At 69.0% G+C, this 12,954-nt stretch carries 14 protein-coding genes, 5 tRNA genes and 1 riboswitch; of the genes, 14 read left to right on the top strand and 5 right to left on the bottom strand.

What is annotated here, in order from left to right; all coding sequences use genetic code 11:
- Positions 1 to 2 precede the first annotated feature (2 nt).
- The 4 genes from AC1DBD_RS14510 to AC1DBD_RS14495 all read right to left on the bottom strand — a co-directional run bounded on the left by AC1DBD_RS14510 (position 3) and on the right by AC1DBD_RS14495 (position 437).
- Positions 3 to 75: transfer RNA gene (locus AC1DBD_RS14510), tRNA-Gly, on the bottom strand.
- A 56-nt stretch (positions 76 to 131) separates the two neighbouring features.
- Positions 132 to 206 (bottom strand) — tRNA-Val (locus AC1DBD_RS14505).
- A 41-nt stretch (positions 207 to 247) separates the two neighbouring features.
- A tRNA-Cys gene (locus tag AC1DBD_RS14500) sits at positions 248 to 318 on the bottom strand.
- A 46-nt stretch (positions 319 to 364) separates the two neighbouring features.
- Positions 365 to 437, bottom strand: a tRNA-Gly gene (locus AC1DBD_RS14495).
- Between the two features lie 553 nt (positions 438 to 990).
- Between AC1DBD_RS14495 and AC1DBD_RS14490 the strand changes: the two genes are divergently transcribed.
- The 14 genes from AC1DBD_RS14490 to hisF all read left to right on the top strand — a co-directional run bounded on the left by AC1DBD_RS14490 (position 991) and on the right by hisF (position 12,177).
- Positions 991 to 1,062, top strand: a tRNA-Val gene (locus AC1DBD_RS14490).
- An 87-nt stretch (positions 1,063 to 1,149) separates the two neighbouring features.
- The gene (locus tag AC1DBD_RS14485; protein ID WP_476892701.1) at positions 1,150 to 1,995 is read left to right on the top strand and encodes a cytochrome; all 846 of its coding nucleotides are present in this window, start codon (positions 1,150 to 1,152) and stop codon (positions 1,993 to 1,995) included.
- A 69-nt stretch (positions 1,996 to 2,064) separates the two neighbouring features.
- Positions 2,065 to 2,640: a peptide deformylase gene (gene def, locus AC1DBD_RS14480; protein WP_476917407.1), complete on the top strand. Its 576-nt coding sequence runs from the start codon at positions 2,065 to 2,067 to the stop codon at positions 2,638 to 2,640.
- The gene (fmt, locus tag AC1DBD_RS14475) at positions 2,637 to 3,557 is read left to right on the top strand and encodes a methionyl-tRNA formyltransferase (RefSeq protein ID WP_476917406.1); all 921 of its coding nucleotides are present in this window, start codon (positions 2,637 to 2,639) and stop codon (positions 3,555 to 3,557) included. Before def ends, fmt begins: the two co-directional genes overlap by 4 nt.
- The gene (locus AC1DBD_RS14470; protein ID WP_476917405.1) at positions 3,554 to 5,179 is read left to right on the top strand and encodes an RsmB/NOP family class I SAM-dependent RNA methyltransferase; all 1,626 of its coding nucleotides are present in this window, start codon (positions 3,554 to 3,556) and stop codon (positions 5,177 to 5,179) included. Before fmt ends, AC1DBD_RS14470 begins: the two co-directional genes overlap by 4 nt.
- 61 nt (positions 5,180 to 5,240) lie before the next feature.
- On the top strand, positions 5,241 to 5,897 hold the full coding sequence (gene rpe / locus AC1DBD_RS14465) for a ribulose-phosphate 3-epimerase (RefSeq protein ID WP_441418795.1): 657 nt from the start codon (positions 5,241 to 5,243) through the stop codon (positions 5,895 to 5,897).
- Between the two features lie 86 nt (positions 5,898 to 5,983).
- Positions 5,984 to 6,137, top strand: a riboswitch (FMN riboswitch).
- Between the two features lie 247 nt (positions 6,138 to 6,384).
- Positions 6,385 to 7,449, top strand: a complete 1,065-nt coding sequence (gene ribD / locus AC1DBD_RS14460) for a bifunctional diaminohydroxyphosphoribosylaminopyrimidine deaminase/5-amino-6-(5-phosphoribosylamino)uracil reductase RibD (RefSeq protein WP_441418931.1) — start codon at positions 6,385 to 6,387, stop codon at positions 7,447 to 7,449.
- Positions 7,449 to 8,105, top strand: coding sequence for a riboflavin synthase (locus tag AC1DBD_RS14455; RefSeq protein ID WP_476926236.1), 657 nt, complete (start codon positions 7,449 to 7,451; stop codon positions 8,103 to 8,105). Before ribD ends, AC1DBD_RS14455 begins: the two co-directional genes overlap by 1 nt.
- Positions 8,102 to 8,785: a 3,4-dihydroxy-2-butanone-4-phosphate synthase gene (gene ribB, locus AC1DBD_RS14450; protein WP_476892696.1), complete on the top strand. Its 684-nt coding sequence runs from the start codon at positions 8,102 to 8,104 to the stop codon at positions 8,783 to 8,785. The genes AC1DBD_RS14455 and ribB overlap by 4 nt, the downstream gene beginning before the upstream one ends.
- 21 nt (positions 8,786 to 8,806) lie before the next feature.
- Positions 8,807 to 9,502: a GTP cyclohydrolase II gene (gene ribA / locus AC1DBD_RS14445; protein WP_476909547.1), complete on the top strand. Its 696-nt coding sequence runs from the start codon at positions 8,807 to 8,809 to the stop codon at positions 9,500 to 9,502.
- Between the two features lie 60 nt (positions 9,503 to 9,562).
- Positions 9,563 to 10,048: a 6,7-dimethyl-8-ribityllumazine synthase gene (gene ribH / locus AC1DBD_RS14440; protein ID WP_476926235.1), complete on the top strand. Its 486-nt coding sequence runs from the start codon at positions 9,563 to 9,565 to the stop codon at positions 10,046 to 10,048.
- Positions 10,049 to 10,129: 81 nt separating this feature from the next.
- On the top strand, positions 10,130 to 10,393 hold the full coding sequence (locus AC1DBD_RS14435) for a phosphoribosyl-ATP diphosphatase (protein ID WP_175321714.1): 264 nt from the start codon (positions 10,130 to 10,132) through the stop codon (positions 10,391 to 10,393).
- Between the two features lie 99 nt (positions 10,394 to 10,492).
- Positions 10,493 to 11,335, top strand: a complete 843-nt coding sequence (gene hisG, locus AC1DBD_RS14430; RefSeq protein ID WP_476909548.1) for an ATP phosphoribosyltransferase — start codon at positions 10,493 to 10,495, stop codon at positions 11,333 to 11,335.
- A 65-nt stretch (positions 11,336 to 11,400) separates the two neighbouring features.
- Positions 11,401 to 12,177: an imidazole glycerol phosphate synthase subunit HisF gene (hisF, locus tag AC1DBD_RS14425; RefSeq protein ID WP_476917404.1), complete on the top strand. Its 777-nt coding sequence runs from the start codon at positions 11,401 to 11,403 to the stop codon at positions 12,175 to 12,177.
- 98 nt (positions 12,178 to 12,275) lie between these two features.
- Here hisF and AC1DBD_RS14420 read toward each other — a convergent pair whose 3' ends face one another.
- Complete coding sequence (locus AC1DBD_RS14420) at positions 12,276 to 12,920, bottom strand: TIGR03085 family metal-binding protein (protein ID WP_175321717.1); 645 nt, start codon at positions 12,918 to 12,920, stop codon at positions 12,276 to 12,278.
- Between the last annotated feature and the right edge of the window lie 34 nt (positions 12,921 to 12,954).

The raw sequence follows: 12,954 nt of genomic DNA, 5'->3' as shown, positions 1-12,954 counted from the left end.
AGAGCGGACGACGAGATTCGAACTCGCGACATCCACCTTGGCAAGGTGGTGCTCTACCAGCTGAGCTACGTCCGCATTTTTAGTCCATTCCGGCAGGCCGGTGGTACTGGATCAAGCAAGTTGCCTTGCTTTGGTGGGCGATACTGGGATCGAACCAGTGACCTCTTCCGTGTCAGGGAAGCGCGCTACCGCTGCGCCAATCGCCCCTTTCGCATCCGGCCGGAACCGGAAACCAGGGTTTTCACCGAGGTGGGTACGGGATTCGAACCCGTGTATACGGCTTTGCAGGCCGCTGCCTCGCCTCTCGGCCAACCCACCGTGTAGACACAGTTCCGAAGAACTGTTGCCGTGACAGTGTCCTGCGAGCGGACGACGAGATTCGAACTCGCGACATCCACCTTGGCAAGGTGGTGCTCTACCAGCTGAGCTACGTCCGCATTGTTGCCTGCGATTCCCTGCCGTATTCGGCATTTCCTCGCGTTCCAACGAGTAAGAACTCTATAGGAGGTTCAGGGAATCTACAAATCGGGCCGCGTCCGGCGTCACCGGACCCCCGTTCTTCCCCGCAATCTAGGGGATTTTGCTAATTACAGGAGTGTAATTCGCCCCCGTTCTCACGTCGCCTGGGCGGGGCGGCGGACATGGTGTCCGACGACGACGGCGGAGGCAGACGCGGTCAGCGAAGGAGCGGTGCCGGGGGAAGGCCTGCGAATCGTTGGGGCGAGCCCGTTCCGCCGATTGCCGCAGACGGCAGCTAAGCCGACCCGTATTGCGGCTATCTTCGTCCAGCGGGGCGCGGTCCGGGCCGGCACCGACCTGCCCTCCGCCCCCGCCCCACCGATTCGCCAATCGTGGCCGCCAAATGACCCCGGAAAGCGGCCATCTTCGTCCAACGGGCGCAGCCAGGCCGGGTCGCCGAGGGGGTCCGCCCGGCATCCGGAGCGCCGATTTCTATATTCCGCCGGGGTGGGCTAGCATTCAATGGCACCGGGGCGATTGGCGCAGTGGTAGCGCGCTTCGTTCACACCGAAGAGGTCACTGGTTCGAACCCAGTATCGCCCACCTGGAAAATGGTCCGTTCCGCTCACAGAGCGGGGCGGGCCATTTTGTTTTCCCTAGAGCGTCCGACCCCTGTGAAAGAGTCTTTTTATGACCGCCCCGCTTCTCGCCCACGCCACCGACTACGGCCGGATGTATGCACGTTCCACGTCCGAGCAGTTCTCCGTACCCTCCATCACCACCGTGATCGGCCAGCAGCCCCACGGCCTGGACGGCTGGTTCGGCTACATGGGTGCGAGCAGCCTCGCGGCGGATCCCTCGCTGCCGGCGATCCTGGGGAGCCCGGCCAAGGTGCGGCAGGCGGTAAGCCGGGCGGCGAAGGCAGCCGAAACGCACCGGGACGACGCCGCCAAGCGTGGCGACCGCGTGCACAACTACTGCGAGCAGGTGGCCCTGCGGGCGCTTGGCCGGCCGCACCAGATGAAGGAAACCCGTGAGGCCCTCGCGGCCAACGGCGAGGAAGCCTTCGCCGCGCGCTTCGACGAATGGTGGGAACTGTTCCAGGTGGAGCCGATAGCCCCGGAGATCACGGTCTGGAACAAGACCGTGGGCTACGCGGGAACCCTTGACCTGGTGGCCAAGATCAATGGCCGCACCTGCCTCATCGACTACAAGACCAAGGGCACCAGCCGGGACGGCACGGTCAAACCGCTCGACGACAAGGTCGTCATGCAGCTGGTGGCCGGCATGAAGGCGGAGGAAAGCCTCGTGGACCCGGTGGCAGGGGAGTGGGAAGCCTGGCAGCACGGCGATTCCCCGATCCTCCTCGCGGTGGCCATCGGCGAGACCGAGGTCCGGCCGCAGCGGGCCAACCCGGAGGTGCTCAAGCATCACTGGTGGAAGTTCTGCGCGCTGCGCCGCGTCTGGGAGATGTCCGCCGACACCTCGGCCGCCGGAGCAGCCCTGCTGCCGATCGCGCCGCCGGTGGCCCGCTGAGCCGGAAGCCCGAGGCTGCCACTAAACTGGATGGGATCCCAAGCAGCCCACCGTGAGGACAGATTGCCCATGGCCATTTTGAATATCCGCATCATTGGGGACCCGGTGCTGCGCACAGTTGCCGATCCCGTGACGGAATTCGGGCCTGAGCTGGAAAAGCTCGTTGCCGACATGACCGAAACCATGGAGGACGTGGAGGGCGCCGGCCTGGCCGCACCCCAGGTCGGCATCAGCCAGCGGGTCTTCACCTACCGCATCCGCGGGGTGGAGGGCCACATCATCAACCCGGTGCTGGAGAACAGCGAAGACTTCCAGCCGGACGAGGTGGAAGGCTGCCTCTCCATTCCCGGACTGGGGTTCCCGGTCCGCCGGCGCCAAAGCACCCGCGTCACCGGCGTCGACGTGCACGGCAACCCGGTGGTGCTTGAAGGTGAGGGCATGCTCGCGCGGGTCTTCCAGCACGAAACGGACCACCTGGACGGGATCCTCTTCACCGACCGGCTCGAAGGCGAGGACCGCAAAGCGGCCCTGCGCGCCATCCGCAACGCCAACTACGACTCCATCACCGAGCAGACGACGTCGAAGCGCGCCAAGACCGTCGGCTCGAGCTTCGGCGCGGGTTCCTCCTTCGGAACCGGCCAGTGAGGGTCCTCTTCGCGGGAACCCCGGCCGTCGCCGTCCCCTCGCTGGCCGCCCTCGTCGCGGCCGGCTTCGACGTCGTCGCCGTCCTGACCCGGCCGGATGCTCCCTTGGGACGCAAACGCGTCCTGACGCCCTCGCCGGTCGCCGCCCGCGCCGCGGAGCTCGGCATCGAGGTCATCCATGCCGCCAAGGTCGATGCGGCAGTGACGGCCAGGATCGAGGCGGCCGCGCCCGACGTTGCCGCAATCGTCGCCTACGGCGGACTCATTCCGCGGGCGGCCCTGGACGTTCCCCGGCACGGCTGGATCAACCTGCACTTTTCGCTCCTGCCGGCCTGGCGCGGGGCTGCGCCTGTGCAGCGGGCACTCATCGCCGGGGACGACATCACCGGCGCCGTGACTTTCCGGCTCGAAGAGGGCCTGGACACCGGACCCGTGTTTGGCACCCTGACCGAGGCGGTGCGGCCCACGGACACCGCGGGGGAGTTGCTGGACCGACTCTCGCACAGCGGCGCCGTGCTGCTGACCCAGACACTCTCCGCCGTCGACGCCGGCAAGGCCACCGCCGTGCCGCAGCAGGGCGACATCAGCCTGGCCCCGAAACTCACCCTCGAGGACGGCCGGCTCGACTGGCAGCAGCCGGCACTCGCGATCGGACGCCGCGCCCGCGGAGTGACGCCGGAACCCGGGGCCTGGACCACGCTGGACGGACAGCGCATCAAGCTCGAACCGGTACTGCTCCGGCCCGGGGCTCCGGCCCTGCGCCCGGGACACCTGGCCCTCGACGGGAAAGCCGTCCTGGTCGGGACCGGCTCGCACCCCGTTGAGCTCACCCGGGTCCAGCCTGCGGGCAAGAAAATGATGACCGCCGCCGACTGGGCGCGCGGACAGGCAACACTGGAAAGCGTGGTCTTCGAATGAGCGAATCCGGATCAAATGGCAGCGGCCGGGCCAGGGGCCCCCAATCCGGCGGACAAGGGTCCGGCGGCCAGGGGTCCGGCGGCCGCGGCGGCCAGGGCCCCCGGGGCGGCGTGAAGCGGAACGCGCAGGGACGCGAACGGAACCGCGGACCGCAGCGCAGCTACACCGAAAGTGCCCCCTCCCAGCGCAGCCGTCGAGCCGACCCGGCGCGGCTGGTCGCCTTTGAGGTGCTGCGTGCGGTGGCCGCCGAGGACGCCTACGCGAACCTCGTGCTGCCGGCCCGGATCCGGCATCACGGATTGGACAAGCGCGACGCCGGTTTCGCCACCGAGCTCAGCTACGGCGCCCTCCGCGGCCAGGGCACCTATGACGCGATCCTTGCCCGCTGCGTGGACCGCCCGCTGGACCAGCTGGACCCGGCCATCCTCGACGCCCTGCGGATCGGCGCGCACCAGCTGCTGGCCATGCGGGTCCCGGCGCACGCCGCGCTCGACGAGACCGTCGGCCTGGCCCGCGCCGTGATCGGCGCCGGCCCCTCCGGCCTGATCAACGCCGTGCTCCGCAAGGTCTCCGCGCACACGCTGGACGAGTGGCTGGAGCTGCTGCTTCGCGACGAGCCGGACGAGACGAAGGTGGCGTCGGTCCGCTACGCCCACCCCGAGTGGATCGTGCGCGCCTTCCGGCAGTCCCTGGTGGCGCATGGCCGCCCGGTGACCGAAATCAACGACCTCCTTGAGGCAGACAACGCCGCGCCCGTGGTGAACCTCGTGGCGCTGCCCGGTCTCGGCAGCCTCGACGAAGCCCTCGAAAGCGGCGCCACACCCGGCGAGCTCGTGGAAGGTTCGGCGCTCTCCAGCGGCGGCGACCTTGGCCGGCTTGCGTCGGTGCGGGATGGCAGCACCCGGGTCCAGGACGTCGGCTCGCAGCTGGTGGCGCGCGCCCTGGCCTCCGTGGACCTTGCTGCGGGAACCGGCGCGGGCGGCGCCGAAAGCGCCGTCGGCGGCCCTGGCAGCCAGGCCGGCGGCGAACGCTGGCTTGATCTTTGCGCCGGACCCGGCGGCAAGGCAGCCCTGCTCGGCGCCCTGGCCCGGCAGCACGGCGCCACCCTGCTCGCCAACGAGCCGGCGCCGCACCGCGCGAAACTTGTCCGTCAGGCCCTCGCCGCCGTCCCGCACGAGGTCTGGCATGTCCGCACCGGCGACGGCCGCGAGGTCGGGTCCGAGATGGCGGAAAGCTTCGACCGGGTGCTTGTGGACGTACCCTGCACCGGACTGGGCGCGCTGCGCCGCCGCCCGGAATCGCGCTGGCGGCGCACCCCCAAGGACCTTGTCGATCTCGGCCCGCTGCAGCGGGAACTGCTTAAGTCGGCCCTCGATGCGGTCAAGCCCGGCGGTGTGGTGGCCTACGTGACGTGTTCCCCGCACCCGGCCGAGACCACCGCCGTCGTCAGCGACGCGTTGCGCAAGCGCGACGACCTCGAGTTGCTCGACGCCGGCGCGGCCCTCGACGCGGTGAGCCTCACCGGCCACCTCGAGGCCGGCCACGACCTCACGGCCCAGCTCTGGCCGCACCGGCACCGGACGGACGCCATGTTCCTGGCGCTGATCCACAAGAAAGCCTGAGCTTCGGCCATACTGGCACCAGTTACCTGACCTTCCGACCAGCGCAACGACAAGGAAATCCATGGCCCATTGCTGCATCCACCCGAGCATCCTTTCGGCGGACTTCGCGAACCTCCAGTCCGAGCTCCACAAGATCAGGACCGCTGACGCCGTGCACGTGGACGTGATGGACAACCATTTTGTGCCCAATCTCTCGCTCGGGCTTCCGGTGGTCCAGCGGCTGCAGGAAGTCAGCCCGATCCCGTTGGACGCGCACCTCATGATCGAGCACGCCGACCGCTGGGCGCCGGCCTACGCCGACGCCGGGTTGGCTTCCGTGACGTTCCACGCCGAAGCATCCATCGCGCCGGTGAAACTGGCCCGCGAGCTGCGCGCCCGCGGCGCCAAGGCCGGCCTGGCGCTGCGGCCCGGCAGCGGCGTGGAGCCGTTCCTGGACATGCTCGGCGAGCTGGACATGATTCTCATCATGACGGTGGAACCCGGCTTCGGCGGCCAGGAATTCCTGGACCTCACGCTGCCCAAGATCCGCCGGGCCAGGGCGGCAATCGACGCCTCCGGCCTGGATATCAAGATCCAGGTGGACGGCGGAATCACGGAGAAGACCATCTGGCGTGCCGCCGAGGCCGGGGCGGACGTCTTTGTGGCCGGCTCCGCTGTCTACGGCGCAGACGACCCGGCGGATGCGATCGGGCGGTTGCGGGCCGCGGGCAGCCGCTAGCCCGCCGGAACATGACGAAAGTTGTACCGTCCGTTCCGCGGGAATAGCCGGGCCGTCCGCCCGGTTGTGTCAGAATAGCTACACACATACGTGCTCCGGGGTCGGTGTAAGTCCGAACCGGCGGTTATAGTCCGCGACCCGCGAGCCGGCACTCTTCCCTTGGGGAAGGATGACGGCGGACGGTTGAACCGGTGGAACTCCGGTACCGACAGTTAAAGTCTGGATGAGAGAAGCACGTACAGCTGTTACTGCGGAGCCCTCACGGCGCCGCGGAATTGCGCTGTCGTATACCCCCGGAGCCATCGCGGTTCTTGAGGGAAGGAACGACAGACATGAACCCCTTGCGATGGCTCTTCGCCGACTCCGCGGTCCTACGGGACCGGGCGGGCGGCAAATGAGCGTTCAGCAGGCGGCCGCCGGGCCGCAGGAACAGCCGGACAAGGAAGGCTTCGCCGCCGCCGGCTTCAGCGCCGCCGAGACGGCCGCCATGGATGCCGCCCTCGCAGCCGCGGCGCAGGGCCCGCGGGGTGCGAACCCGCTGGTGGGCGCCGTCATTATCGGGCCCGACGGCACACCCCTCGTGACCGGCCACCACCGCGGCGCCGGCACCCCCCACGCCGAGGCCGACGCGATCTCGCAGGCAGTGGCGGCCGGACTGGACCTGACCGGCACCACCATGGTGGTCACGCTCGAGCCGTGCAACCACTGCGGCCGCACCGGCCCCTGCGCCCAGGCCATCATCGACGCCGGCGTGGCCGACGTCGTCTACGCCATCGACGACCCGCATGATCCCGCCGCCGGGGGAGCGGCCACCCTGCGCGCCGCCGGTGTCAGGGTCCGGTCGGGCCTGGGCGCCGTCGCAGCCCTCGAGCTCAACCGACGCTGGTTCGACGCCGTCGCCGCCAAACGGCCCTTCGTCACCTTGCACATCGCCCAGACCCTGGACAGCCGGATCGCGGCCAGCGACGGCACCAGCCAGTGGATCTCCAGCCCCGAGTCGCTCGCCGACAACCACGCGTTGCGGGGCCGGATCGATGCGATCCTGGTCGGCACGCAGACGGTCCTGGTCGACAACCCGCGGCTCACGGCCCGCACCCCCGACGGCGCAGCCGCGGAAAAGCAGCCGCTGCGGGCCGTCATGGGCCTGCGCGGGATTCCCGACGGCGCCGCCGTCAACGGCGGCGACGGCAAGGCGCTGCACCTGCCGACCCGGGACCCCCGCGAGGCCCTGGACCAACTGTTCGACGCCGGCGTCCGGCACCTCATGGTCGAAGGCGGCTCGCGGATCCTGAGCGCTTTCCTCGCCGCGGGCCTCGTCGACGAGCTGATCGTCTATCTGGCCCCGACGCTGCTTGGCTCGGGCACACCTGCCCTGGAGGACCTCGGCATCGGCACCCTCGCCGATGCCCAGCACTGGGACTGGGACCAGGCCTCCGGCGGCGCCGTCCGGATGCTGGGCCGCGACCTGCGGCTGCACCTGCGCCCCGCCACTGACACTTCATCCGATTCCACCCCGCGCACCGACGCGGACACCGCCGCAGGAGGCTACTGATGTTTACCGGAATTATCGCCGAGCAGGGGAAGGTGCTCTCCGTCGAGCGCGACGGCGAAACCAGCGCCACGCTGCGCCTGCACGCCCCCGGCAGCACCGAGGGACTGGCCCACGGCGGCTCGATTGCCGTCAACGGCGTCTGCCTGACCGCCACGGACATCGACGGCGCGGACTTCAGCGTCGACGTCATGGGGGAGACCCTGCTCCGCAGCACCATCGGCGGGCTGGCAGCCGGGGATCCGGTCAACCTCGAGCGCTGCGTCCAGGCCGGCGGCCGGCTCGACGGCCACGTCGTGCAGGGGCACGTCGACGGCGTCGGCGAACTGCTGGAACGCGAGCCGCTCGGCAACTGGGACCGGCTGCGCTTCGGTGTGCCGGCCGGGCTGGCCCGCTACATCGCGGAGAAGGGCTCGATCGCCGTCGACGGCGTCTCCCTGACCGTTACGGCCGTGAGCCCGGCGCCGGAGCCGGCGCCGTGGTTCGAAGTCGGCCTGATCCCGACGACCCTGGCCGAAACGGGCCTGGGCGCCAAGTCCATCGGCGCCCGCGTGAACCTTGAAGTGGACGTGCTGGCCAAGTACACCGAACGGCTGCTCGCCTTCGCCCCCGCCACGCCCCGCCCGGAGGCTGCGCACCGCCAGGCGGCCGCATCATGAGCCGGCTGCAGGAGAACCGCGGACTCGCCGTGGACGCGCCCGCCGCGCTGGACCCGATCGAAGACGCGATCCGCGCCATGGCCGCCGGCCGGCCGGTGCTGGTGGTCGACAACGAGGACCGCGAAAACGAAGGCGACATCATCTTCGCCGCGCAGCACGCGACCCCGGCGCTGATGGGCTGGACCATCCGCTACAGCTCCGGCGTCATCTGCGTACCGCTGACCAGTGAACGGGCGGACGAACTGGCGTTGCCGCCGATGGTGGCGATCAACCAGGACTCCAAAGGCACCGCGTACACGGTTTCGTGCGACGCGGCGGTGGGCGTGAGCACCGGAATCTCGGCCACCGACCGGGCCCTGACGGCCCGGATCCTGGCCGATCCGACCAGCCAGCCAAATTCGCTGACCCGTCCCGGGCATGTTTTCCCGCTCCGCGCCGTTAAGGGGGGTGTGCGGGAGCGTCCCGGCCACACCGAGGCGGCTGTTGAGCTGTGCCGGCTGGCCGGCCTGGAGCCCGTGGGCGTAATTGCAGAGCTGGTGCACGACGACGGAGAAATGATGCGGCTGGACGGACTTCGCGGTTTCGCGATCGAACATGGCTGCCCGCTGATCTCGATTGCCGACCTGGTGGCTTACCTTGAGGCCGGTAACCCCGGCAGCCACGCAGCGGCATCCGCCTGACACCTGGATTGAGGAGAGACAATGACGACTTCTGAAGCGCAGCCGGCCACCCCGGGACAGCAGCCGCATCCGGTCAGCGGCGGGCCAATCGTCCAGCTGCCCACCGCGTACGGCGACTTCGTGGCGCAGGCCTGGACCGATCTGGACACCGGCGCCGAACACCTCGCCGTGAGCTCCCCGCTGCCGGCCACGGACGGCCAGGCCCCCCTGGTCCGGCTGCACTCCGAATGCCTCACCGGGGACGTGTTTGGTTCCTACCGGTGCGACTGCGGCGAACAGCTGGCCTATGCCCTGGAGATGATCCACGAATTCGGTGGCACGCTGCTCTACCTGCGCGGCCAGGAAGGCCGCGGCATCGGCCTGGCCAACAAGATCAAGGCTTATGCCCTGCAGGAGGCCGGCTTCGACACGGTCGAGGCCAACGAGCAGCTGGGCCTGCCGGTGGACGCCCGCTGCTACAAGGCAGCGGCCCAGATCCTCGCCGAGATGGGCCTGCACGAGATCCGCCTGCTGAGCAACAACCCGGACAAGCAGGACAGGCTGGCCCAGGCCGGCGTCCGGGTGGTCGAGATGGTCCCCACAGAGGTGCCCTCCCGGGAACAGAACCTCCGCTACCTGCAGACCAAGAAGGACCGGATGGACCACCGGCTGGTCCTCGACATGGAGCCCGCCGCGCCCGCCGCCGGACAGCTCGGCTTCGAGCACGAACAGGGCTGAGCCCTCCCGCAGCACCCCCAAGCAAGCACCCCCAGACACCTCCCACAGCAAGGAGCTCCCATGAGCGGCCACGGCGCACCCCAGATTGACCTGACCACCTTCCAGCGCGACGAAACCTCACGGCTGAAACTGGCCATCGTGGCCGCCAGCTGGCACACCAAGATCATGGACGGCCTGCTCGACGGCGCGCTGCGCGCCGCCAAGGACGCTGGCATCACCGAACCGACCGTGCTGCGCGTCCCCGGAACCTTTGAACTGCCGGTCGCGGCAGCCCGGCTGGCGCCGCACTTCGACGCCGTAGTGGCGCTCGGCGTCGTGATCCGGGGCGGCACCCCGCACTTCGAGTACGTCTGCGAAGCCGCCACCCTCGGCCTGACCGAGGTCAGCGTCCGCACCGGCGTGCCGGTCGGCTTCGGCGTGCTGACCTGTGACACCGAGCAGCAGGGCATCGACCGCGCCGGCCTCCCCGGCTCCACCGAGGACAAGGGCCACGAGGCCGTCACCGCCGCGCTGGCCACCGCCGTCACGCTCAAGCTGTACTCCTAAGCTGTGTATTCGCTCACATCCGGGCCGTCATGCAAGGGCCCGGCAGGCGTGCTCCGGCCGTGAACAAGTAGGCTGGAGGGTGTGAAGAATTTCGAGTCGCTGTTCGCAGAACTGAGTGAGAAGGCAGCCACCCGCCCGGAGGGCTCCCGCACCGTCGCCGAACTGGAGTCCGGAATCCACGGCATCGGCAAGAAAGTCGTGGAGGAAGCAGCCGAGGTCTGGATGGCTGCCGAGTACGAATCCGATGAGGCCGCCGCGGAAGAAATTTCGCAGCTGCTCTATCACCTGCAGGTTCTGATGCTCGCCAAAGGACTCAGCCTGGAAGACGTCTACAAGCATCTCTAGCCACGTCGCGCCTTCCCCCGGACCTTTGTCCGGGGGGCCGGCGCACCGCGTGGCCCGCTGTGCCTGCACCGATGACTTCCTAACCAGAAAGAACTTCCCATGCTGAGAGTTGCCGTCCCGAACAAGGGATCCCTGTCCGAAGCCGCCTCCGCCATGCTTGCCGAGGCAGGCTACCGCCAGCGCCGCGACAGCCGCGAATTGGTCATGGTGGACCCGGACAACGACATTGAATTCTTCTTCCTCCGCCCCCGTGACATCGCCGTGTACGTCGGCCAAGGCACCCTGGACGTCGGCATCACGGGCCGCGACCTGCTGCTCGACGCCGAGGTTGAAGCCGAAGAGCTGCTGCCGCTGGGCTTCGCGGCCTCCACCTTCCGCTTCGCCGGCCCGGTGGGGGATTTCACCGCCATCGACCAGCTCGAAGGCAAGCGCCTTGCCACCAGCTACGACGGGCTGCTCCGCGGCTACCTCGCCCAGCGCGGCATTAACGCCAAGGTCGTCCGGCTCGACGGCGCCGTCGAATCCTCCGTCCGGCTTGGCGTCGCGGACGCGATCGCCGACGTCGTCGAAACCGGCACCACACTCAAAGCCGCCGGCATGGAAATCTTCGGCGAGCCGATCCTGAACTCCGAGTCGGTCCTGATCGGCCGCAAGGGCGAGCAGAACCCGGCCACCGAAGTGCTGATCCGCCGCCTCCAGGGTGTGCTCGTGGCCCGGCAGTACGTGCTGATGGACTACGACATCCGCAAGGAACTCGTGGAGCAGGCCGCGGCCTTGACGCCCGGACTGGAATCGCCCACCGTCTCGCCGCTGCGCGACTCGGAGTGGGTGGCCGTCCGCTCGATGGTGCCGAAGAAGGACACCAACCGGATCATGGACGAACTCTATGACCTCGGGGCCCGCGCCATCCTGGTCAGCAGCATCCACGCCTGCCGGATCTAGCGCGGCCCGTCCGTGAAGCCATTATCCGTGAGCTCATCGTTTGTGAGCCCAGTTCAGGAGCAGCCATGTCCGTAGCCGTCCGTGTCATCCCGTGCCTGGACGTCGACGCCGGCCGGGTGGTTAAGGGGATCAATTTCGAGGGCCTGCGCGACGCCGGCGACCCGGTGGAGCTCGCGCACCGCTACGACAACGGCGGCGCCGACGAGCTGACCTTCCTGGACGTCACCGCGTCCTCCGGCAACCGCGAAACCACCTTCGACGTCGTCCGGCGCACCGCGGAGGAAGTCTTCATCCCGCTGACCGTAGGCGGCGGCGTCCGCGGCGTGGCCGAGGTGGACAAGTTGCTGCGCTACGGGGCGGACAAGGCGGCCATCAACACCGCGGCCGTGGCCCGGCCCGGGGTGATCGACGAGATTACCCGGCACTTCGGCTCGCAGGTGCTGGTGCTTTCCCTCGATGCGCGGCGCACCCGTCCCGGCTCGCAGCCGACACCGTCCGGGTTCGAGGTCACCACGCACGGCGGCCGCCAGGGCACAGGCATCGACGCCCTCGCCTGGGCCCGCGAGGCCGCCGACCGCGGCGTCGGCGAGATCCTGCTCAACTCGATCGACGCCGACGGCACCAAGGACGGCTTCGACCTGGAACTGATCCGCCTGGCCCGCGCCAGCGTGAAGGTGCCGTTGATCGCCTCGGGCGGCGCCGGCAGGCCCGAGCACTTCCCGCCGGCCGTAGCTGCGGGCGCGGACGCCGTGCTCGCTGCCTCGGTGTTCCACTTCGGGCCGCTCGACATGATCGCCCAGGTCAAAGCCGCCATCCGCGAGGCAGGCTTCGAAGTCCGCTAACCCCCAGCCTGATTAAGGCAACGCGGGGTCACATTGCGCCCATCCCGAAGGGGAATATGGGCGCGATGTGACCCCGCGTTGCTTGGTTAAGCGCGAGCTTAGAGTCCGACTTCGGCGGACTGCAGCAGCGCGACGGCGTCCGGCTGGCCCTCGAAGGTCACCAGTGCGTGCCGGGTCCGGCCATGCGCGTGCATCAGGAGCTCACCCGGTTCGCCCACGATCGCGACCGAGACGGGGGCCCGCTTGGCAACATGCCGCGGCCCGGATGGGCGCACCAGCACGATGCCGAGGTCCACGCCGCGGTACAGGATGGCGGCGCGCTTGATCAGTTCATCCCAGAGTGCGTCCGAGTAAGCCTCGTCCAGGGCCCGGGGCGCCCAGCGGTCCACCGCCCGGCGGACATCCTCCGTGTGCACGAAGTACTCGATCAGGTTGGAGCTTTCGTCCAGGGCCTTGATCCGCATGGGGGATAGGGCGGGCGGCCCGGCGCGGAAGGTGTTGACCAGCTTCGCGTAGGCTTCCGGGGTCCGGACCGTGGCGGCGAGCTCGGCCGTGGCCTCATCCGAGGCCTTGGACAGCCGTTTGATCAGGAGCCCCAGGCCAACACGGGCTTTGCGCTCCCGCAGGTAGAGGTGGGCTGCAAGATCACGGGTTTGCCAGCCCTTGCAGAGCGTGGGGGAGTCAGGACCGGCCGCCAGCAGGGTTTCGGCCAGAACTTCTCGGGACGGTTCGACGAAATGCATCACTTGTGAAACTAGCACGAGAGGCGCGCCTCTG

The sequence above is a fragment of the Arthrobacter sp. 10T419 genome, from assembly GCF_056394105.1.
This window is presented reverse-complemented; position numbering and strand designations above follow the sequence as displayed.

Excerpts from the sequence above, each read along its gene's own strand:
- hisF (WP_476917404.1), top strand. The coding sequence starts at position 11,401 with ATGTCCGTAGCCGTCCGTGTCATCCCGTGCCTGGACGTCGACGCCGGC.
- ribH (WP_476926235.1), top strand. The coding sequence starts at position 9,563 with ATGAGCGGCCACGGCGCACCCCAGATTGACCTGACCACCTTCCAGCGC.
- ribB (WP_476892696.1), top strand. The coding sequence starts at position 8,102 with ATGAGCCGGCTGCAGGAGAACCGCGGACTCGCCGTGGACGCGCCCGCC.
- AC1DBD_RS14485 (WP_476892701.1), top strand. The coding sequence starts at position 1,150 with ATGACCGCCCCGCTTCTCGCCCACGCCACCGACTACGGCCGGATGTAT.
- AC1DBD_RS14455 (WP_476926236.1), top strand. The coding sequence starts at position 7,449 with ATGTTTACCGGAATTATCGCCGAGCAGGGGAAGGTGCTCTCCGTCGAG.
- AC1DBD_RS14420 (WP_175321717.1), bottom strand. The coding sequence starts at position 12,920 with ATGCATTTCGTCGAACCGTCCCGAGAAGTTCTGGCCGAAACCCTGCTG.
- ribD (WP_441418931.1), top strand. The coding sequence starts at position 6,385 with ATGGATGCCGCCCTCGCAGCCGCGGCGCAGGGCCCGCGGGGTGCGAAC.
- hisG (WP_476909548.1), top strand. The coding sequence starts at position 10,493 with ATGCTGAGAGTTGCCGTCCCGAACAAGGGATCCCTGTCCGAAGCCGCC.
- AC1DBD_RS14470 (WP_476917405.1), top strand. The coding sequence starts at position 3,554 with ATGAGCGAATCCGGATCAAATGGCAGCGGCCGGGCCAGGGGCCCCCAA.
- def (WP_476917407.1), top strand. The coding sequence starts at position 2,065 with ATGGCCATTTTGAATATCCGCATCATTGGGGACCCGGTGCTGCGCACA.
- rpe (WP_441418795.1), top strand. The coding sequence starts at position 5,241 with ATGGCCCATTGCTGCATCCACCCGAGCATCCTTTCGGCGGACTTCGCG.
- ribA (WP_476909547.1), top strand. The coding sequence starts at position 8,807 with ATGACGACTTCTGAAGCGCAGCCGGCCACCCCGGGACAGCAGCCGCAT.